Source organism: Streptomyces sp. NPDC033178 (genome assembly GCF_055577685.1).
On sequence record NZ_JBVIPT010000019.1, the window covers coordinates 145765 to 167450 of the forward strand.

The following is a 21686-nucleotide window of genomic DNA, read 5'->3' on the forward strand; positions in this document are numbered from 1 at the left end:
GATATCCGGAATTTTTAGCCACTCCAAAGGGATCCGAGAGATGGCTCGGTTTCAAACCGGCCCCCATGAGGGCAAAATTGCCTATCATAGACCTGAATTGACGTCGATGCACAGGCTTGGGCAGACCGACGAGCGAGCCGACACCGACGTGGGGCAATGGGGCGGTGACAGGCCATCGTCGTACGGGAGGTTGGTCCCTTGGGGGGTTGCTGTGGGGCCGTTGTTCTACACCAGTTACGTCAGTTCGACCGGTGACAGAGGACCGGTCCAGCGGTTCCACTCCGACGTCCAGAACGAGATCTTCAGCATGCTCGGCCGCCACTCGCGCAACGAAGGCAGCCTGCAGCGCGCGGAACCCGCGCTCGGTCCCGACCCCGCTGTCCTGGTCTGTCGCACCTTCCTGGTGCTCTACTCGGCCGACTATCTGAACGACTCCCAGTGCGCCCTGGAGTGGTCCGTCTTCCGTGAGCGCATGCAGCGCCGGCTTTGGCGAACCGGGGAGCCGGAGGACGCCCTGGTCGGTGTGTTGTGGCGGGCCGACTCTCTCGTACTGCCCAGGTCGGTGGCGAGAACCGGCCAACTGTTGGACGACCTCGGGGACGGCTACCAGGGTCCGGACGTGCCCGGCCTGCAGCGCGACCCGAGCACCTGGGACCGGTATCGCGGACTGGTGCGCCGGGTGGCCGAGCGCCTCACGCGCGCCGCGAGGACACCGCTGCCCGCCATGCCGGCGACCGAGAGCGGCACCGTGGAGCCGTACTTCGGTCCGTCGCACCCGCAGCACATGGGGCGTGGCCAACCCCCCGCCCGGACGCACCGGCCCCCCGAGCGCCATCTGGTACTGGCTCTGCTGGCCGGCACCCGACCGGGCATGGAGCGGCTGCGCCGGTCCGTCGACACCTACGCGGAGAGCGCAGAGGAGTGGCGCCCCTTTCACCCCCAGAGCGACGAGCCCGCGGCTGCCATCGCCGGCCGGGCGGCGTATGCCTGCGGCGTCGAGCGGCTGACCCGCGTCACCCTGGACGACACCGGCGCGGACCCACTGAGCGAGGTGGAGGCGTCCGCCGTCGTCGTGGTGCTGGTGGACCCGTGGATGACCGGCGACCCGTCCTTTCCGGTGCACTGGGATCGACTGGCGCGTTCGGGGGCGCGTGTCGCGGCCGTCGTCACCGTGCTGCCGCGTCTCGACGAGGAGAGCCGGCACAGCGCGGGACGGCTGCGTGAGGCGCTGGCGCGCACCCCGGCCCGGCATCTGGGCGCCTCGCACCACGAGGCGGGCTCCCCGGACTCGCTCGCACACGCCATGGCCGCGGTGATGGCCGACGCCTTCGCGGGGGCCGGGGAGGAGGACCCGTTGCCGGAGAGAGCGGACGAGCCGCGTCTGGAGAACGCGGCGGAGCGGATCGTACGCAGGGAGCGCGAACGGGCCGGCTGGCTCGGGCGCCGAGGGTCCTGGTCGCCGTTGGTCAGTGGAACACCCAGGGAATCGTGGGGCGGGGGATGAGCACACCCGGTCGGCAGACGAAGATCATTACTTTCTCCTCGTACAAGGCGGGCGCGGGCCGCACCATGGCTCTGGCGAACATCGCCTGGATCATGGCCAGTCAGGGCAAGTCGGTGCTCACCATCGACTGGGATCTGGAAGATCCGGGGCTCCATCTGTACTACTCGAAGTACCTCCCGAATCGCGATCTGAGCACCAGCGACGGCATCCTGGACATGTTCTCCACCTTCGCGACCACGGCGAACAGGCAGGAGCGGGGTTCGGAGCATCTGCGTGAACTGCACCCCCAGCACACCGACTTCAAGCGCTACGACGTCGACGTCCACTACCCGTTCCCGAACGGCGGCCACCTGTACTACCTGGGCCCCGGGCGGCAGGACGGCCGCTACCGCGACCGGCTGCGCATCTTCGACTGGGATCTGTTCCAGGACACCGACGACGGCAAGGAGTTCCTGGCGGCGCTGCGGTCCCGGATGCGTGAGAGCGACTACGATTACATCCTCATCGACAGCCGCGCCGGTATGTCGGCGGACGCCAGCATCTGCACGTTCGCTCTGCCCGACACCGTGGTCATCGGCCTCAGCCTGAACCGGCAGGCCATCGAGGGCGCCCGGGACATCGCACGGCGGATAGAGGCCCAGCCAAGACCCATCACGATCCATGTGGTGCCCCTGCGCGTCGACACCACCATCGAGCCGACCCGCGTCGAACGTGCCCTCGCCGAGGCGCGCACGGCGCTCGACCCGTATCTGAGCGTCACCGGAGAGGAGTCGCTGGACGCCTACTGGAACGAGGTGCTGATCCCCTATCAGCCCCGTTTCTCCTTCACGGAGGAACTCGCCGTCCTGATCGAGAATCCGCGCCAGAGCTACACCCTGCTGAGCGCCTGCGTCAAAGCCGCGCAGCGGATCACCGACGGTGCCGTGGCCGCGTTCGAGCCGGCGCCCAAGGATCTGCGCGAGGAGTACGCCAACTGGACCGGGCACTCGGAGCGGGATGTCGTACCGCTGACCGTGACCGTACTGAACGCCCCCGACGACCAACTGTGGGGCGACTGGATCACCGAACAACTCGCCGCCGCAGGTGTCAAGGTGCAGCCGGCCCAGCCGGGGACGAATCCGTTCCCCGACGGCCCGGACGTGGTAGACGACCACGTACTGGACTGCGGGCCCGACTCCGACTACGTCGTCGCTCTGCTGTCCCGTCGTCTGGAGGACACCGCGGCGGGACGGACGATCGCGAACCTCGCGGTGGGGGCGCCCGTGGGGGGCGCCCAGCCGCCGAAGATCGTGGGCCTGCGGATCAGTACCGCGCGACTCGTCCCGCACTTCGACTGGCCCGACGCCGTCAACCTCGCCGGGCAGCAGGAGCGTGCGGCCCACCGGGCGCTGCTTTCCCGCTTCCCGACGGAGGTCGCCGAAGCCCCGTTCTGCCCGACGGACCGTACGCGCTTCCCGGGCCGGCAGCCGAACGTGGTGTCCCTGCCCATGCGCGACGTCCGCTTCGTCGGGCGTACCCGCCAACTCGCGGAACTGCACGAGGGGTTCGCCTTCTCGACGGCCGAGCACATCGCTCCGCGCGTCCTGTGGGGCATGAAGGGCTCCGGCAAGCGCCAGGTGGCCCTGGAGTACGCGCACCGTTTCGCCTCCCAGTACGACCTGGTGTGGTGGATCCCGGCGGGCAGCGACGACACCATCCGGGCCGCGCTGCGCGCACTGGCCCGCGAGCTCAACGCCGCGGTCGGCGACGCACGCGGTGGCGACGACCCGACCGCCCTGCTGACCGATCTGCGGACCGGGCGGCACTGCTCCCGCTGGCTGCTCGTCTTCGACGGGGCTCCCAGCAGCGAAGTCCTCGAACCGTTCCTGCCGACCACCGGACCCGGCCACGTCCTGATCACCTCGCTCACCTCCGAGTGGCCCGCCGGGTACGAGACCCAGCAGATCGAGTCGTTCACCCGCGAGGAGAGCCTGCACCTCCTCCGGAGCGGGCTGCCCGGAGCGGAGATCGACGCCCTGGACCGGCTGGCCCAGCGGCTCGGGGACCACCCGCTGATGCTCAACACGGCTGTGGCGGAGCTGAGTTCCTATCCGGCGCATGTGGACGCGTACATCGCCCTCATCGACCGGCTGGAGTCCGAAGCCCCGGGCGAGGTCCCCGCGCCCTACCGCACGATGGACGCGGTCTACCGGGTGAGGTACGAGGGACTGCGCCGCCAGTTCCCCGCCGCCGCCCGGCTGCTGCAGCTGTGTTCCTTCCTGTCGGCGGACGGTGTGGGCATGCGGGTCATCGAGTCGACCGGCATGATCGAGCGGCTGGTCCGGTTGGACGCGAGCCTTGAGGACACACTGCGCCTGCGGAACGTGCTCAACCAGCTCTCGGTCGCGACGCTCGCGGTGGTGGACCCGAAGGCCGGGAGGCTGAAGGTGCACCGGATCCTGCAGGACCTGGTACGCGGCTGGATGACCCCCGAGGAGCGGGCGGAAACCCGCGCGGAGGCCTTGGCCGTGCTGGCCGCCATGGTGCCCACGGACCTTCAGCGGCACGAACAGGAGCACCGCAAGGACTTCGCCGAACTCGATCGGCACCTGGAGCCCTCCGGCGCGCTGGAGAGCTCCGATCCGCAGGTGCACCGCTGGCTCGTCAGCCAGGTCTACCACCGGCGGACCTCGGGGCGCTGGGACGAGGCGCGGGTCCTGGGTGAGCGCATCCTGACCCGCTGGCGCGACGATGCGGACATCGGTGACAGCCGGACCATGGTGCTGCGGCTGGAGTCCGAGGTGGCGGCGGCCTGCCGGGCCCTGGGCCGGTACAAGTGCGCGCTGGAGTTGTCCCGGCACTCGGTCAAGATCCAACGCGAGCGCGACAGCAACGACGTGTACACCCTGATGGCCGCCCGCGGCTACGCCGCCGATCTGCGCGCCACCGGTCGCTTCCGGGACGCCTTCCTGGAGGACAGCGGAACCCACCTGGGCCTTTCCAGGGTGATCGGCCCGGAGCACAACGCCACGCTCGACGCCGCCATCAACCTGGCGCTGTCGAAGTTCTACATGGAGACCGTCAGCGCCGCCGCCGACCTGGACCGGGACGTCTACGCGGTCCGCAAGCGGCAGTACGGCGAGAACGACTTCCGGCCCTGGATCTCGTACGCCAATCTCGGCACGTACTCCCGCGAGAGCAACGAACTGGTCGCCTCCGAGCGGTACCTGAACCGCAGTTGCGAGCGTTTTCGCACGCTCACCGGAAAGGACTCCCACCTCTACCTGGGCGCGCTGGCCAGCCTGGGCATGACCATGGTGCGCAAGGGGGACGTCGACGAGGGGCTGAAGCGGCTGCAGGACGCGCGGGCCGGGTTCAGCAGGCAGTGGGGTGACCAACATCCCGGCACCATGGCCTGCGACCTGTCCGTCGCGATCGGACTGTATGCCTCCGACCGGTTCGCCGACGCGGCGAACAGCATGCCGGACCTGTACGAACGCTATGAAAAGGTGTTCGGCCCCACCCATCCCTTCACCAGCATCTGCCTCAACAATATGGCTCTGTATCTACTGGCGGCCGGGGACCCGGACACGGCACTCTCGCACGCACGCAAGGCGGTGTACCAACTCGAAACCGCATTCGAATCAGGTCATCGGTACGCGCTCGTCGCACGGATGAACCAGAGCAACTGCCGGAGCGTGTTGGGGAGGGACACCAGCACGGAGGACATCGGCATCCACGAGGACTGCGCACAGGCCACGGCATGGGGGGAGCGGCATCCGGTGACACTGATGGCACTGGCCAACCGGCTGGCCTCCGGATCGGAGGACCAGAGCGAGTTGAGGGCAAACCTCGAGCGCCGGGTCTCCGAACAACCCTTTGCCGGGCATCCCCTCACGGCCGCACTGCTGGCCGATCCGTATCGGAGGCTCGGCGCGGATCTGGAGGTACAGGATGTCTGAACCCCAGGGCGCCACCGCGCACGCCACGGCTCGCTTTCCGGACGGGGAGACACCACAGATGACTCAACTGGCGGACCAGTTGAACCAGTTGCTCCACTCCGAGGGCCTGGCCCACTTGGTGCTCTATGACGGCGACACGGCGAAGGTCGTCCTGGACGCGTCCACGGAGTCGCCGGGCGGGTTATTCGAGCTTTCCCCGGAATCCGCCTCCCACGAACGGACCGGGCGCCAGCTGTATTACATCCTCGAAGAACTCGAACCGGATTTCACCGCGTTACGCACCGGCGCACTCATTCGCACCGTATTGCGCGTACCGACGGGCGCGGTCCTCTATTACCTCGTCGAGCCCGGATTCCATCTCTACGGCGCCACCGCGGCCATGGACCGTCTCGACGAACTCGACACCAGGATGGCCGAATGCGTCAACGGTCTCCGGCTGCCCGCGCGGTACAGCCCGTTGAACTACGGCTCCTGGTTCAACGACGAGCCGTGGGTGGGCAAACCCATCGCCCTGCCCGAATCCCCGGCCACCGATCCGGTCCCGCCCCCCGACGCGCCCCTCCCGGCCGGCGCCTACGTGGCCGAGAATCGGCGTACGGCCCCGGTCCCGCCGCCCGACGTCGAGGAGGCCCTGCGGTCGGTGCTCGACGTCCAGGGCCTGCACTACATCGCGTACCACCAGTCCCCGACAACGTCCTGGGGCTACGACATCTTCGATCATCCGGGGCTCGGGAGCTTCTTCCGGGCGCAGACCCCGGACCGGCGCCGCGGCCGGTACGGCCGGATGGGCCAGCTGCTGCCCGGCGTCACGAGGCGCCTGAACCTGTCTCTGCGGGCGATCCTGCAGGGCGAACTGATCCAGGTGGTGCTCGACGTGGAGCAGGGTGCCGTGTATTTCCACGCCCTTCCTGGCCAGCGCTACCTCATGGGAGTGACCCTCGACCAGTCGAGGGTCACGGAGGCCGATCAGCAGGTCGCGCGGCTCGGGAGCGAGCTGGCCGAGGGCTGACAGGGCAGCACGGACAGGCCCGGAAGGACGTCTCGTCGTGGCACTCCAGGATGGTGGTCCGGGACGGGCGCACGCCGTCCTGAGCGGGCTCCTGCGCCCGCTCCTCCTTCCGCTGTGCCTGGCCGACGCGGGCTGTCTGGTCGGCCAGTGGCTGACGCTCGACATCCGCGCGGACGGCGGGTGGTACGGCTGGCTCAGTTCGGGCCTCCTCGCAGTCGGGCTGTACGGCAGCGCCCAGGGGATCCTCCGGCCGCAGGTGCGGGGCGACCTCTACCGGATCGTCGTCGCGATCACCTTCGGTGTGGTGCTGAAGGCCGCGCTCATCGCGGGGGTGCTGTGGGTGGCGTTCCCCGACGATCCCGAGTACCTCGTCCTCGCGGTCGCCATGGCGCAGATCGACCCGCTGTCGGTGTCCGCGATGCTGGAGAGCCGCGACATGTCACCGCGCGCCAAGTCCCTGCTCGCGGCCTGGGCCTCGTTCGACGACCCGGTGACCACCGTCCTCGTGGTGATTCTGGGGTCGATGGTCCTGGAGAGCACGGAGGGCGTCACGTCCGGCGCCGAGGGGTACGCGACGACGCTGATCGGCAACCTCGTCCTGCTGGCGATGGCGGCGGCGGTGTGGGCGGTGCTACGGAACCGCGGACCGGCCGACGCCGTTCCGTTCGCCGCACTGCGCGGGCCTCAGCGGGTCAGGCGCGTCCTTCAGTACGCGGCCCTGGCGGCCCTGCTGGCCACGGCCACCTGGCAGTTCCTCATGCTCGGGCTCGCACTGTCCGCACTGTTCTTCCGGCCCGAGCTGGGCGCGTGGCTGGGGCGGGCGACCAACACGGCACTGGTGGTAGCCACCTTGCTGCTGGGCATCCTGCTGGCCGGGGGTGCCGATTTCGCCGCGGGAGCGACGCTGGGGGTTGCCACGTTCGTGGCTCAGATCCTCGTGGCCGCGGTGGTGGGCCTCGGGTTCTCCCGCCGCGACCGGGCCTCACTCTGTCTGAGCCAGCAGAACGGCATCACCGCGATCATCCTGGCCCTCCTGCTGGAGCCCGCGCTGCCCGCCGCCGTCGCGATCATCGCGCCGGCGATCCTGGTCGTCAACGTGCTGCACCTGACCTCCACCGCCCTGCTGACCCGGAGCCACTGGGGCCGGGCGACCGAGCCGGTGGACACCCCGCCGGGCAAGGAGACTCCCAGCGTGCTTCCGTAACGTACGCGGTGAACTCGTCCGCTGTGGGTTCGGTGAACCTCCGGATACGAGCGGCGCCCGGCCCGGCCCCACCGGGCGGGGCCGGGTCCCGGCACAGCTCAGCTGTGTGTGCAGCTGCGTCCGTTCAGCATGAACTCGTCCGGTGCCGCGTTGCCGTTGCCGGGCTTCCAGGAGCCGAGGAAGCCGACCGCGAAGGATCCGCCCGCGGCGACCGACTTGTTGTAGTCGGCGGCGCTCGCGGTCACCCGGGAGCCGTCCTGGTCGAAGTTGCCGTCCCACATCTGGGTCACCTTCTGGCCGTCGGGGAAGGTCCAGCTGACGCGCCAGTTGTTGAGGGCGTAGTCGGACTTGACGGTGACGGTGGCCTGGAAGCCGTCGGGCCACTCGTTGACCAGTTCGTAGCGGGCGTGGCAGACGGCGGGTTCGCTGGGGTTGGGGTCGGCGCCGTCCTCCTCGGCCGAGGAGGTGGAGTCGCCCTGGGGCTCCTTCTCCGACGCGGAGCCCGTGCCGGCGTGCTCGTCGGTCTTCTCGGTGTTCGATTCGGATGCCTGCGGGGAGGTCGTGGAGGAAGCGGTCGAGCCGTTCCCCGATCCCGATGGCGCGGGGTCGAGCGAGGGGACCTGCTGGCCCACCGGTTCCCGGCCCGCCGTCCCTTCCAGGGAGCCGGCGCCCTCGTCCTCGCCGAACGGCGCCAGCGTGACCGCCAGTGCCAGGAGGGAGACGCCGACGGCGGCGGCGATCAGTCCGACCCTGCCTATCCGGGCGCGGCGGCCTTCGGTCGCGTCACCGTCCGGCTCGTCCGGGTCGTCGTCGGCCGCGCCGCGGCTGAGCCCCGACTCGACGGCCCTGCGGCGTCGTTCCAGGTAGGCGAGTCCGCCCCAGCCGATGACCCCGCCCGCGAGCGCGGCGGGCAGCCCTCCGCCGACGAGCCGCAGACAGGCGGCGGCCTCCGCGCACTCGACGCACCGCGCGAGGTGCCACGACAGGTCGTCCGGCACCTCGGCCGCGGGTGAGCGGGTGACCGCGTCGAGGAGCCGGGCGTAGCTGCGGCACTCCTCGGAGAGCGGTGTGTCGAGGTGGTTGCGGTGGCAGCGGTCGCGGAACACGCCGCGCACCTGATGCAGTTCCTCGGCCGCGCCCTCCGGGTCGAGGCCGAGCCGGCGGGCCACGGAGGTGACCGGCAGCGCCTCGACCTCCGCCAGCCACAGCAGCGCGGCATCCGGTTCCTGCATGTCCCGCAGCCCGCGCAGGGCGAGCGGCCGGTGCAGGGGCGGTCCCGAAAAGCGGGCTGCCTTCTCGGAGTTGAGCCACAGGCGGAGGTCGGGGTCGAGGCGATCGCCCTGACCCCTCGACTCCCAGATGGCGGTGGTCTGGCGAACGGCGGTCAGGAGGAGCGGTATTCGGGGCAGCCGGGGTGTGCGGGCCCGGCGCCCGAAGTTTCTGCCGCCGGCCTCGGCCTCCGCGGCACGCGCTTCTCGTATGCCGAGCGAGAACGCCTCGGAGGCCAGTTGGCGGGCATGGGTGGAGGCGCCGGTACAGAGATCGGCGTACGAAAGGACCGCGTCCCAGCACTCCGAGAACAGAGTGGCCTCGGCGGCGTCCTGAGGGGTCGGCAGGTCTGGCATGGGTGGGGACTTCACCTGCATCCACAAGCGGGGTCAACTCACCTGGGTAATACGGGAGTTGAGGGGGACGTCTGCGACGGGACCAGAGTTTTTCACGGTTCCTGCACAACTGACAAGCGGCACTTGCACATCCGGTTACCGCCGGTCGCACGTCCCACCAGGCCCCTCGGCCTCAGCCGTGCTCCAGTCGTACACCAGTTGTACGTCCCGGCAGCCCCAAATGACTCAACCGACTGTCCCTGGAACTGCCGTACGTCCCCATCCGCCCCGTTCTCTCAGACCGCGTGCACCTCTTCCGTGACCTCGTTCGCCGGCAGGCTGTCCATGAACGAGCTCACCGAGAAGACCGCGTTGCCCGGCCCGGGCGGACCGTACCCGGGGGGCGAGGAGAGCCCGAAGTCCTCCATCGTGGAGCGGTAGGCCTCAAGCAGCCGGATGTGGTACTCCAGCGGCGCGCCGTGCGGGTTCGCCTTGCCCAGCGGGGTCGTCGGCTCCGGGCACCAGGTGGTGAAGCGGGGTGTGATGCCGTGCGACATGAAGAAGCGCAGGCCCTCGGTGGTGGAGGCGATGGCCTCGTCGACCGTCGTGAAGCCGAAGGGCTCCGCCATCTCCACGCCCGCCACGAAGTTCGGGATCACATTGCGCGCGCCGAAGACGTCCGCAGAGTCCAGGATCCGCTTGTGCCACTCGTCCCGGCCGACGTACCGCTCCTTGCCCGGGCAGTACATCTTGAACAGGTACTCGTCCCACACCTCGTAGTTCGGGTGGTAGATCTGCACGCCGTGGTCCTTGAACCGCCGCACGTCGTCCTTCGGCAGCGCCTGGGCCACGACCTTGCCGATCCACCGGCCCGGGAAGTGCTCCTCGATGGCCTTGGCGTACATGCCGTAGAAGTCGGCCTCGTCACGGCCCTGGAGCTTGGAGGTGATGGCGCCGCCGGTGAGGGTGTAGGCGGTGGAGGCCTTCGCCGTGTCGTAGCGGTCGATGATCTCCAGGGCTTCGAGGACCTCGTCGACGTCCTTGACGCCGGTGTAGGGCCGCCCGGCCGCCTTGTGCTGGCGCCAGTTGTGGTTGATGTCGCAGTACTGGCACTCCTCCTTGGCGCCGAAGTACTGGCAGACCCGGAAGACGGTCAGGTAGATCAGGTAGCCCCACTGGATCGTCGGGGCCACCTCCATGACGGACTTCCCGTTGGCGAGCTTGTGCCGGTAGTACTCCGGCATGGGCGGCACCCCGACGTCCGAGATCCGCTTCCCGTCGAGGTAGAGGCCGAGCACGCCGTCCTCACCTGCGGCCACGCGATACGGCGAGGACGGGTTCACACGCACGGACACCACGGTCCGGCGCAGGTCGTACGGGCCGCCGGTGAGGATGATCTCCTCCGGCGGGCGGCGCAGCGCGGCCGCGCCCAGCTCGGGCAGCGTGCCGTGGTCGAAGGAGAAGATGAAGTACGACTTCGGTTTGACGTCCCCGGCGGCCTCGTTGGCGGTATCACTGAGCGCGGAGTCGTCGAAGGCCACGCCCCCACGGAGCAGGTCCTCCTTGAAGACGGCTTCCCGCGGTACGTGCGGGAACCTCTCCATCAGGTCCTCGACCAGCGCGGTACGGCTGCCCATCCCGTCCTCCTAGCTCCCGGTGCTCCCGGCTGCTGTGCTCGACTCCTCACGGTATGCCGCTCCTCCCGGGCCCGTGGTGCCGGGTCCCTGATGGTGGCCGGTCCCTGATGGTGGCGGGTCCTTCCTGGTGACGGCCCCTTCCCGGTGGTGGGGTCACGTCTAGAGTCACCCCGTGACCACCTCCCCACCGGTAGCCCTCCATCACGCGGACCACCCCGGCAGGGGCCCGGCCCTCCTCCTGGTCCACGGCTGGGGCGGCGACGGCGACGACTGGGCGCCCACCCTCCCCTACTGGCGGCACCGGGTGATCGTCCCCGACCTGCGGGGCCACGGCCGCTCCCCGAAGCCGCCGAGCGGCTACGGCCCGCGCGACTTCGCCGCCGACCTGGCGGACCTGCTGGGCCGGCTGGACCCGGGCCCGGTGATCGCCGTCGGTCACTCGATGGGCGCCCAGGCGGTCACGGCTCTCGCGGTGGAACACCCCCGTCTTGTACGGGCGTTGGTGGTCGTCGACGCGGCGTACGGAGCCAACGAGGGCGAGGCCGTACGTATCCCCCGGGAGCAGGAGGAGCTACGGAGGGAGGGCGCGCAGTGGGCCGCCCGCTTCGTGGAGAGCGCCTTCCTGCCGGGGGTGCATGACCAACTGCGCGACCGTCAGCGGAGGTTGATGGCGGCCATGGACCCGGAGGTCCTGGCCCAGTGCCGCGACGGCATGTACCTGGCCCCGGACGCCTTCGGCCTCCGCCCCGCCACCCGCGCATATCTGGCGCGCCGCGACTGCCCCGTGCTGGGCGTGTACGCGACCACCACCGCAGCCGACTTCGAACGCGGCACCCTCACCCGGCCGGGCTCCCGCGTCGAGGTGTTCGAGGACTGCGGCCACTACCTGCACGAGGAACGCCCCCGGCAACTGGCGTCCCTCGTACAGGAATGGTCAGCTCCGCTTTAGGGGCGCGGGGAACTGCGCGACCGGCCACGACGAACCCGCGGCTCTCACCCCTCGTCGGGCAGTTGGTACCAGAACTCAATCTCCCCCACGTTGCAACGCCCGTTGTGCCCGTCGAAGACGCGGATCCTCCGATACGACACCCGCTCGGCGAGCCGAAACTCGTACCACCGGGCCGTGTCGACCCCACCGACCGTGTGGAAGTCGGTCCAGTCGGCCCCGGCCTCGTCGGAGCCGCGGAACACCGTGCCGTTGGCGCGGCTCAGCTGGTCGCCGCGAGGGTACAGACGGATGCGGTCGACGGTGATCGGGCCCGAGGCGCCCGCGTCGATGTCGATCCAGCTCTCGGTGGCCGTGGTGTCGGTGTAGGTGGTGGTGTCGCCGTCGAAGGCCCGCCGGCCCGCGGCCTCCTTGGTTCCCGTGCCGGGCCACTGGGTGGTGGAGGCCACCACCATGGACGGCGTGACCTGGAACTTCCGCAGCAACGTGTCGACGGAGACGAGGAGTTCATGGGCCGCGTACACGGCGTCGACGCGGTCGGTTTCCGGGTCGCCGGTCGCCTTTTCGATGCGGTCGAGTTCGGCCGTGAAGGCCGCGTACGACTTCTTCGTCCACTCGGCGGCGTCCGTCTTCCGTGCCCGGGCGAGGACCTGGGCGAAGGTCTCGGCGACCGCCACGGCCACGGCCGAGTCGCGGGTGCCGCCGCCGACGAGGGCCGCCGTCACCTTGTAGGAGCGGGAGCCGTGGCGCAGGTTCTTGTCCTCGTAGGCGTACGCGCGTGTGTCCTTCTCCAGAACCTCCCACTGCCCGCCGCCGGTTGAGCGCGAGAGCGTGAAGGTCAGGGCGTCGTCGGGCTTGTTCCAGCGGATGGTCGCGGTGTCGGTGTCGCGCTCGACGGAGAGCAGGAGAGCGTGCGCGCCGAGGGTGTCCACGGCCACCTTCGCGAACTCCGCGTCGCCCGTAGCCGCGAAGCCCGCGTGGACCGCGTACGGGAAGGGCGTGAAGAGTGTCGCGACCGTCACCCAGGTGGTGCCGTCGGACGACACCTGGCCGTGCACGCGGTGGCTGCCGGCGTCCCGGACGATCCGCAGGTACGGCGTCGCGGCCAGGGTCTGCCCGTCGAGGCGGCGGGTGATGGGCGAGCGCAGGTCGTCCTGCCAGTCGTGGCGGCTGTCGCGGGTGCGGTTGTGGAAGACGAGCCGTCCGTCCTTGTCCGCGCCGAAGAAGAGGTGGCGGGTGTCGGCGGCGATCCGGTCGCGGAGCATCAGCCCGGTGAGCGGGCCGAGTGCCCCGGAGACCCGGGCCGTGAGGGTGAAGCTGCCCGCCAACGGGCGGCTCACGTAGTGGAGTTGGTCCTCCATGTCGCGGGAGGGCACCTTGTAGTCGTCGCCCTCGCCGAGTCCGTCGCCGCGCGCGCCGAGCACTCGTATCGTCGAGCCGCGCACCTGTGTGCTGCCCGGCCGTGCCTTGCGCAGGGCGTCGTCGCGCCAGCCCGAGTTCCTGAGCCCGGGCGAGACGGGCTTCGGCAGTTCGGTCCGGATGGTGTGCGAAGTCCAGCCGGGGCCTTGGCCGTTGACGGCGGTGACCGTGTAGAAGTACGTCTCGCCGGGGCGGGCGGAGGTGTCCGTGAAGTGGCGGCCGGTCTCCTTCGCCGCCAGGACCTTGTACGGGCCCTGCTGTCGGGTGGCCCGCCGCACCTCGTAGTGCGCGGCGCCCGCGGTGGTCTGCCAGGTCACCGTGACCGCGCCGTCGCCGGGGAGGGTGTGCACGAAGTCGACGTGTGCGGGCGGGAGTTCGGACTCCAGCGGTGTCGGCAGCTTCAGTACCAGGCCGGTCTTGGGCGCGACCTTCACCTTGCCGCCGCGCACCGGGAGTTCCTTGCCACTCACCAGGTCCAGAACCGTCGAACCGGTCGAACCCGTCCGGCCGGTGGCCGAGGGCACCTCCACCTCGTACGCCCTCTCGTTCCCGTACGTCCTGCGGGTCGTGTTGAAGACGAAGAAGTAGCGGCCGTAGCGGGCGGTCAGGAGGTCCGGGTAGCCCGAATAGGCGTGGTCGGCCTCGAAGTTCTCGCGGTGGACCGTGCCGACGCCCGGCTGGAAGGTGATCGGCGCGAGTTCGCCCGCCAGGGCCTGGAGGGCCGATGAGTCGCCCGTCTGCTGGTCCTCCATGAAGTCGACGTCGATGTTGTCCATGCGGGCCCAGTAGTCCTCGTACTGGAAGCGCGCGTTGGTGTTGATCTGCACGATGTGGTCGCGGTCCGCCTGCCGGACGTGGAGGCGGCCGTTGCGGGCGAACCCCCGCTGGCGTTCGTTGAGTTGGCCCCAAAGGTGGAGGTCGCCGTCCCTGAGCGAGACGAACATGCAGTCCACGTCGACCCAGGCGAAGCGCTCGTAGTGGGCACGGTTCACGGCCAGTGCGGTCAGTTCCGCGGCCGTGTAGTGGGCGAAGTCCGTGTGCGCGTGGACGATCCCGGTCGGCTCGTGGGCCTTGAGGTAGGCGTAGGTCTCGCCGAGCGTGAGGTCGTACTTGTTCTTGCCGGTGATGGAGGCGAAGGAGCTGAAGTACTGGTGGTCGGCGAGCTGTTGCTGGGCGAAGCCGACCGCCTCGCGGGCGTACGAGCGCGTGCTCGCCCAGCGGTTCGCGGTGTACCGGTCGGCGTGCTCGGCCATGTGCCGGGCCAGGGAGACGTAGTTGAGGATCCGGCCCTCGGAGATCCGCAGCACGTAGCCCGGAAAGCCCGGGTAGTTGGTGTTGCGCTCGTCGATCACCATCTCCATGCGCATGGTGCGCCTGAGGTTGTCGTCGAGGTCGGTCATCCGGGCCAGGGAGCGGGCGTGCAGGTTGCGCAGCGCGATCTCCAGAATCCGGTCGTTCAGGTCCTCGTCGCCCTTGTGTCCCCAGGTGCGGTGGAACCACTCGGGCAGGTAGTTGGTGGCCTCGCCGTAGTTGGCGACGTAGCCGTTCTCGCGGGTGTGGCCCGCCTCGGTGACCGTGGTGTAGTGCTTGCCGAGGGGCAGGCGCCGCACCAGGTTGCCGACCTTGTCGAGCTTGGACCTGGCCAGACCCTTGATGACGTACTTGATGTAGTCGTCCGTCCAGCGGGCCGTGGTGTCGTGGTAGAAGAGCGAGTGGAAGAGGTCCAGGTCCTGGCCGTCCGGGCCGACGAGTACCTCCTCGCCGAGGAAGGGCAGCCAGCCGAGCGCCTCGCCCGCGATGCGGTGGCTGCGCGCCTTGCCCTCGTAGAACTCCGAACCGATGACCCGCAGCCCCTCATGGGCCTCCCAGGCGCCCTCGTAGGTGTACATCACCTGGTTGTAGATGTACGAGAGCCGCGAGCGGGCGTAGTCGAAGTTGGCCTTGAGGACGCGGCCCCAGGCGGCCCGGCGGGTCAGCGGTGAACCGTCGAAGTCGACGTCCTTGAGCGAGGTCTTCCCCTCACTGGTGCCGGTGGTGAAGGGCTCGTCCAGGAACGTCTCGAAGGCCTCCCGGCCGAGGACATCGTTGTCCGCGACGAGGTTCTCGACGATGTAGAGGGCCTCACCGAGGGCCCCGTAGTAGCCGCCCCAGTCTCCCTGGTGGCCGCCGCGGGCCAGGAGTCTCGTGTCGGCGTAGTAGTCCTTGGTGTGGTTGTCGACGCACTTGAAGACCCGCAGCAGGGCCGTCCGCCGGTCGGTGGTGGTCCTTGCCGGGCACCAGCTGGACTGAGTCAACGCCGAGGCGTAGAAGCGGAGTTCGTCCTCGTAGCGGACGATGCTGAGCCGGGCGGTCGCCGATGCGTCGATCTTCGCGGAGTGGTCGTTGAACAGCTTCACCTGGCTCGCCACATAGCCGTCGACGAGTGCCTGCTTCTGCGGCTCGGACAGGTCCGTGACCGTGTCCGTGGGCGGTGTGAAGTCGGCCTGCGGCTCGGCGCTCACGTCGAGGTACGCGCCGGTGTGGGTGTAAGCGCGGTAGTAGCCGCGGGAGTCGGCGGTGACCTTGGCGGTGAACGCGGCGTCGTAGGTGCGCAGGGTGATCTCGGCGTGCTCGCGGCCCTTGGTGTGCTCCAGCGGCAGCATGACCGTGGCGTAGAAGAAGCGGCCGGGCAGCGGACGGACCGTGCCGGTGTTCAGCGCCTCGTAGTCGCCGGAGCGACGGTAGCCGATCTGCTCGCCGTTGATGTACGCGATCGTCTTGTACGGGGAGGTGTCGCCGCCCCAGAACTTGACGGTGAGGTAGTTCTGGTGGAGGGGGTCGACCCGCATCGTGAAGCGGAGGTCACCGGTCTTGATGTCGGGGGTGGCCAGGGGTTTGGCGACTCGGGCCCGGTCGCCCGCGTTGCCGTCGACGGCAGCGGAGTCGGGGGCGGTCAGCCCGTGCGCCGTCTCGGAGTCGGGGTTGCCGAAGTCGACGAGGTCGAGGCGTCTCGCGCCGTCGGCCTCCTCGATGCCTGCGGCGGACGCCTCCTCAGCCCCTGCGGCGGACGCCTCCTCGACGGCGGTCCAGGACCAGCCGGTCAGCGCGAGAGCACCGGTGCCGGCGGCGGTACCGGCCAGGACGGATCTTCTGGTGACGGACATGCGGGATCCTCACGGCGGGAATGGAGCGGGAGGGGTCGGATCGGCCGGAGGCGGGAGGGCTTCGGGCCGTTCGGGGGCCGAGTGCTCGGGCGGCCTTGCAGGCACAGCAACGCAGGCACAGCCACGCAAGCACAGCCACTCGGGGCACGGCTGCCTGAACGGCCGTGCGGGCGTGGCTACTTGATAGACCCGAGCGTGACCCCGGATCGCCAGAAGCGCTGCATCGAGATCATCAGGATCACCATCGGGATGAGTGACAGCAGTGAACCCACGACCACCATGCCGGTCAGGTCGGCGGACGTGTCGACCTTGACCTTCAGCCACGAGTAGAGGCCGACCATCACGGTCCACTTCTCCGGCGTACGCAGGAACACCAGGGGTCCGAAGAACGAGTTCCAGGAGCCTACGAAGCCGAGCAGGAAGATCGTCGCCGCGCCCGTGGACATGAGGCGGGCGCCGACCGTGAAGAAGATGCGGTACTCCCCCGCGCCGTCGATGCGGGCCGCCTCCAGGAGTTCGGGCGGGATGGCACCCTCCGCGTACACCTTGGCGAGGTAGACGGAGAAGGCGTTGAAGAGGCTCGGCACGATGATCGCCGACGGGGTGTCGACCATCCGCAGGTCCGTGAAGAGGAGGAAGGACGGGATGGTGAGGAGCGCGTGCGGGACGAGGAAGGAGCCGATGATGCAGCCCATCAGTACGCCCCGGCCGCGGAACTGGTACATCGCCAGGCCGTAGCCGCAGGCGACGCAGACCAGGGTCATGCCGGCGGTGCCGACGAATCCGTAATAGAGGGTGTTCCACAGCCACTTGAGGAAGATGCCGTCCTGGTAGGTGAACAGCGCCTTCAGGTTGTCGGTGAAGTGCAGGTCGGAGAACCACAGGCCGTTGGTGGTGTAGAGGTCGGACTGGTTCTTGGTCGCCGAGACGATCAGCCACCACACGGGGGCCAGCGAGTAGAGGGTGAAGAACACGACTCCGCCGAGGACCAGCGCCTTGGTCCGCCGGCTGTGCCGGACGGGGCCGGTCCCTTCGCGGGACGCGGTGGCGCCGCGCTTCGGGCGCGGGGGTGTGGTCGTGGACGGGTCGATGGTTGCGGTCATGAAGGGGAGACCTCGCTCGTGGGCCGATGAACGGACACACCACCCGAGCCCGCCGCGGCAGGCTCGCGCCGCGCGACGTGGAGGGGCACGGCCGGGACAGCGGTCGTGGGCCTGCTGCTGACGGCGGTCATGACGTGGGCGCCTTGTTCGTGAGTCGGTAGAACAGCGCGGACGCGGTGCCGACGACCAGGGCGAGGATGATCGAGAGGGCGGAGGCGTAGTTGAAGTTGCCCTGCTGGAAGGCCCAGTCGTAGATCGCCATGATCGGGGTGAAGTCGCGGGTGACCGTCTCCGGCGCCATGGACTTGAAGAGCATCGTGTCGCTGAAGATCTGCAGCGTGCCGATGATGCTGAGCACGGTGGTGAGGACCAGGGAGCGGCGGACCAGCGGCACCTTGATCGACCAGGCGATCCGCCACTCGGAGGCCCCGTCGATGCGGGCGGCGTCGTACACGTTGGCGTCGACCGAGCGCAGCGCCGAGTACACGATCAGCATGTTGAAGCCGATCCCGCTCCACGCCATCAGGTTGCCGATGGACACCCAGATGAGTTCGCCGCCGTAGAAGTTGGCGTCGATGCCGAAGAGGTCGAAGAAGGGGGTGAGCGGTCCGACGACCGGGCTGTAGAGGTAGATCCAGATCAGGGTGGCGACGATGCCCGGGATCATGTACGGGATCAGCAGCGGGATCCGGAAGCGGTCGGCGACTCGCTGCGAGGCCGCGTCGAGGAGCAGTGCGAGTCCGACGCTGGCGATCTGGATGACCGGGATGCTGATGACGGCGAAGAGGCCGACGCGGAGCATGGAGGCCCAGAAGCGGCCGTCCCCGAAGCCCTCGACGAAGTTGTCGAGGCCGACGAACTCGACGGTCTTCTCGCCGAATCCGAGCCCGGAGCCCTTCTCGCTGTAGAGGCTCTCCTTGAGCGCCATGACGAGCGGGGTCACGGTGAACAGGAGGAACCCGAGGAAGAAGGGGACCGTGAACGAGGCGCCCTTGAGGGCCATGATCCGCCGCCATCCCAGGCGCGCGGCCCGGGACGGCGGTTCGGTGACGGCTGCCATGGGTCAGCCCTCGACGTTGATGTTCTTGGACTTCAGGTCGTCGACCGTGAACTCCTGCAGGTGCTCAAGGGCCTGCTTCACCGTGATCTTCTTGGTGACGATCTTCGCCCACTGGTCCTGCAACTCCGCGAAGACACCGGTGTAGTTGGGGCCGACCGTCCAGTTGCTCCTGGCGTGCTCGACCGACTTGAGGATCACGCCGCGCGCCTCGGGCTTGTGGGTGCCGAAGAGCTTGTCGGTGACCACCGAGTCGACCCAGGGGGTGACGTCCTTGACGGCGCCCGGCCACTCGTACTGCTTGGTGTCCTTCTGGTAGGTGGAGTCGATGCCGGTCTTGTCGGTCTTCATCCACACCGCCGCCTCGACGGCCTCCTTGACGTGCTCGCAGCCCTTGGGGACGAGTACGCCGTTGTTGGCGCTGTAGGAGGGGGTGGTGAACTCCGTGGCGTCGGAGAACTGCGGCAGGTCGATGGGCTGCCAGTCGCCGAGGGACTTCTTGTAGTTCAGTTCGTAGTTCTGCAGCTGCCAGGTCTGGGTGGGCAGCGAGACCATCTTCCCGGAGTCGAAGTAGCTGATCAGGGCGGGCCGGTCCTGGTAGGTCTGGTTGGCGACCATGCCGCCGTCCACCAGTTGCTGGACTATGTCGGCGGCCTTCAGGGACTCGGGTGACAGGAAGTCGATCTTCCAGCTGTCGCCCTTCTGCTCGTACCAGGTGCCGCCCGCCTGCTGGACCAGGTTGACCAGGGTGGACGGGTCCTCGCCGGCCAGGTTCATGACGTACACGCCGTGCTTCTTGAGCTTCTTGCCGGCGGCGATCACGTCGTCCCAGGTCTTGGGGACGGCGACGTCGTACTTGTCGTACACCGAGCGGTTGATCATCATGAAGGTCGGGTTGAAGCCGGTCGGGACGGCGTAGTAGGTGCCGCCCGCCCGGACGCTGGGCAGGGCGGCCGGGTTGAACCGGTCGAGGTACGGCTTGAGTTCCTTGTCGACGCTGCTCAGCAGGCCCTCGCCGACGAGGCTGGGCACCTCGCCGAAGTTCTGCACCAGGCAGGGGACGTCCTTCTTGGCGGCGACCGCGTTGCGCAGGTTCTGTGCCGTGCCCGGGTTGTCGGCCTGCTTGACGAACTTGAGCTTGATGTCGGTGTGCGTGGCGTTGAACTTGGCCACCACGGGGTCGACGTTCTTCGTCTCCGACCAGCTCCAGTAGTCGAGCGTGACCGGCCCCTTCGACTGGTCCGAGGAGTCGTCGGAGCCGCCGCAGGCGGTCGCGGTGAGGGCGAGCACGGTGGCGAGCGCGGCGGCCGACAGGGTCGCGCGGTGCGGGACACGGGGCTGGGGCATGGCGGCTCCTGAGGGGACTGGAACAGGGGGGACCGTCCGCCGCTCGGGTTCTGCCGTCCGAGGGCGCCATAGAAATCGGTCTCTATGGAAGCTAGAACCGGTCCCGTACGTCGGCAAGACATCGGGCAGAGAAAACTGGGGAACCGGGCCAACTCACCCGGTTTTGCACGGTATTTCGAACCGGTAGCCGGAAAATTGGGAGCTACCGGACAGTCGATCCTCTAGAGACCGGTTGTCCAGGGAAGTGCACAGGCCGCCGCGATGAGGGAACGGAACGGGGAAGTCGGGCGCGGAGCGGGAACATCGGGGACTGGACCGGGAAAGACGGGGACTGGACCGGGAAAGACGGGGGCTGGACCGGGCAAGTCCGGCACGGGACGGGGCAAGTCCGGAACGGGACGGGCGAAGTCAGTGCCCGGGTCGCCGCGTCGAATCCCGCAGGACGATGTGGGTGCCGAGCACCAGGTGCTGGCTGCCGGGGAGTTCGTCGCGGTGCAGGGCCAGCCGGACGGCCGCGCGGCCCAGTTCCTCGTGCGGGACGTTGACGGTGGTGAGGGCCGGGAAGAGGTCCAGGGCCAGCGGCACGTCGTCGTAGCCGACCACGGACACCTCGTCCGGGACGCTCACGCGTGCCTCGCGCAGCGCCTGCAGCGCACCCGCCGCGACCATGTCGGTGCCCGCGAACACCGCGGTGAAGTCGGCGCCGGACGCCAGAAGTTGACGGGCCCCCTGATATCCGTGCGAGCGGCTGAACGTGCCGTCCAGGATCAGGGCCGGGTCCGGGGCGAGCCCGAGCAGTTCGTGGGCGCGCCGGAAGCCGTTGAGGCGCTGGCCGCTGGTGGACAGTCCGGGCACCCGGCCGAGGTAGGCGATGCGCTGGTGGCCCGAGGTGAGCAGGTGGGTGGTCATCGCGAAGGCGCCGCCCTCGTTGTCGTACTCGACGACGGTGGCGGGCACCCCCGGGCCGAGCGGCGGCCTGCCGACGAGCACGAGTCGCGAACCCACCCGGTCCAGGGCGTGCGCGAAGTGCGTCATACGGTCCTGGTAGGCCTTGTCCTCCCAGGCACCGCCGACGACGATCACGGCGTCGGCCCGCTGTTCGCGCATGGTCTCGACGACGGCGAGGACGCGCTGCGGATCGCCGTGCGTGGTGCACAGCATGCAGAGCCTGCCCTCGGCGGACGCCTGCTCCTCCACACCGCGTGCGATGTGGGCGTAGAAGGGTCCGGTGACGTCGTCGACGACGAACGCCACCGTCTTGTTGGTGGAGCCGCCGAGCGCGCGGGCGTGCGCGTTGACGACGTAGTCGAGTTCGCGCATCGCCTTGAGCACCCGGGCGCGGGTGCTCGCGGCGACCGGGTAGGTGCCGCCCAGGACCCGGGAGACGGTCGAGGCGGAGACGCCGGCGCGCGCGGCGACGTCCCGGACCGTGGAGGCGTCATTGCCCATCACGGGCTCCGTCTTCTTGGCCACCGGCGGGCTCCCCTCCCCTGGTCTGTACCGGTCACCCTATGGGGTGGCCGGGTTCTCGTACGGGCTGGTCGGGCCCCCGCCGTCCTGCCGTACGAGCACCACCGACCAGGGCGCGCGCCGGCGTTCGTACGTCAGCTCGCCGCCGCGTCGGCCCGTACGGTCTCCGTGCGCGGGGCCGTCCGTCGCAGGGCGGTGATGTCCTCGCGGGAGAGCGGTTCGGGTGCGCCGCGCTCGCGCCGGGCGGCGAGGGTGTCGCCGCCCGGCGCACTGCCCGGCTCCAGGATCTCCACGGTGAAATC

At 69.3% G+C, this 21686-nt stretch carries 13 protein-coding genes; 5 read left to right on the top strand and 8 right to left on the bottom strand.

Translation table 11 applies throughout. The annotated features are described in order from the left end of the window. Window positions 1–220: 220 nt before the first annotated feature. From fsxC to ACZ5VQ_RS37995, 4 genes are read left to right on the top strand one after another with little or no spacing between them, the layout of a single operon-like run. A complete protein-coding gene (gene fsxC / locus ACZ5VQ_RS37980; protein WP_469108956.1) occupies window positions 221–1504 on the top strand; it encodes an FxsC protein in 1284 nt (427 codons plus the stop codon). After that, window positions 1501–5445: an FxSxx-COOH system tetratricopeptide repeat protein gene (gene fxsT, locus ACZ5VQ_RS37985; RefSeq protein WP_469108957.1), complete on the top strand. Its 3945-nt coding sequence runs from the start codon at window positions 1501–1503 to the stop codon at window positions 5443–5445. The genes fsxC and fxsT overlap by 4 nt, the downstream gene beginning before the upstream one ends. Then, window positions 5438–6454 (top strand): hypothetical protein, encoded by a 1017-nt coding sequence (locus tag ACZ5VQ_RS37990; protein WP_469108958.1) that lies wholly within the window; start codon window positions 5438–5440, stop codon window positions 6452–6454. The genes fxsT and ACZ5VQ_RS37990 overlap by 8 nt, the downstream gene beginning before the upstream one ends. A gap of 37 nt (window positions 6455–6491) precedes the next feature. Next, a complete protein-coding gene (locus ACZ5VQ_RS37995) occupies window positions 6492–7658 on the top strand; it encodes a hypothetical protein (protein ID WP_469108959.1) in 1167 nt (388 codons plus the stop codon). 98 nt (window positions 7659–7756) lie between these two features. On the opposite strand, the gene ACZ5VQ_RS38000 is transcribed toward ACZ5VQ_RS37995, so the two are convergent. Together ACZ5VQ_RS38000 and ACZ5VQ_RS38005 are read right to left on the bottom strand one after the other, a co-directional pair. After that, window positions 7757–9283: a cellulose binding domain-containing protein gene (locus tag ACZ5VQ_RS38000; RefSeq protein WP_469108960.1), complete on the bottom strand. Its 1527-nt coding sequence runs from the start codon at window positions 9281–9283 to the stop codon at window positions 7757–7759. 275 nt (window positions 9284–9558) lie between these two features. Next, window positions 9559–10899 carry a radical SAM protein gene (locus ACZ5VQ_RS38005; protein ID WP_469108961.1) on the bottom strand — a complete coding sequence of 447 codons (1341 nt, stop codon included), beginning with the start codon at window positions 10897–10899 and terminating at the stop codon, window positions 9559–9561. A 172-nt stretch (window positions 10900–11071) separates the two neighbouring features. Between ACZ5VQ_RS38005 and ACZ5VQ_RS38010 the strand changes: the two genes are divergently transcribed. Further along, entirely contained in the window at window positions 11072–11848 is a 777-nt protein-coding gene (locus ACZ5VQ_RS38010) for an alpha/beta fold hydrolase (RefSeq protein ID WP_469108962.1), read from the top strand. Window positions 11849–11892: 44 nt separating this feature from the next. Here ACZ5VQ_RS38010 and ACZ5VQ_RS38015 read toward each other — a convergent pair whose 3' ends face one another. The 6 genes from ACZ5VQ_RS38015 to ACZ5VQ_RS38040 form a co-directional block, all read right to left on the bottom strand. Then, complete coding sequence (locus ACZ5VQ_RS38015) at window positions 11893–16407, bottom strand: discoidin domain-containing protein (protein ID WP_469108963.1); 4515 nt, start codon at window positions 16405–16407, stop codon at window positions 11893–11895. A 176-nt stretch (window positions 16408–16583) separates the two neighbouring features. After that, complete coding sequence (locus ACZ5VQ_RS38020) at window positions 16584–17510, bottom strand: carbohydrate ABC transporter permease (RefSeq protein ID WP_469108964.1); 927 nt, start codon at window positions 17508–17510, stop codon at window positions 16584–16586. A 127-nt stretch (window positions 17511–17637) separates the two neighbouring features. Next, a complete protein-coding gene (locus tag ACZ5VQ_RS38025; protein ID WP_307520566.1) occupies window positions 17638–18570 on the bottom strand; it encodes a carbohydrate ABC transporter permease in 933 nt (310 codons plus the stop codon). Between the two features lie 3 nt (window positions 18571–18573). Beyond that, window positions 18574–19914 carry an ABC transporter substrate-binding protein gene (locus ACZ5VQ_RS38030; protein WP_469108965.1) on the bottom strand — a complete coding sequence of 447 codons (1341 nt, stop codon included), beginning with the start codon at window positions 19912–19914 and terminating at the stop codon, window positions 18574–18576. Between the two features lie 408 nt (window positions 19915–20322). After that, window positions 20323–21387, bottom strand: a complete 1065-nt coding sequence (locus tag ACZ5VQ_RS38035; protein ID WP_469108966.1) for a LacI family DNA-binding transcriptional regulator — start codon at window positions 21385–21387, stop codon at window positions 20323–20325. Window positions 21388–21518: 131 nt separating this feature from the next. Continuing rightward, a complete protein-coding gene (locus ACZ5VQ_RS38040) occupies window positions 21519–21677 on the bottom strand; it encodes a hypothetical protein (RefSeq protein ID WP_469108967.1) in 159 nt (52 codons plus the stop codon). Between the last annotated feature and the right edge of the window lie 9 nt (window positions 21678–21686).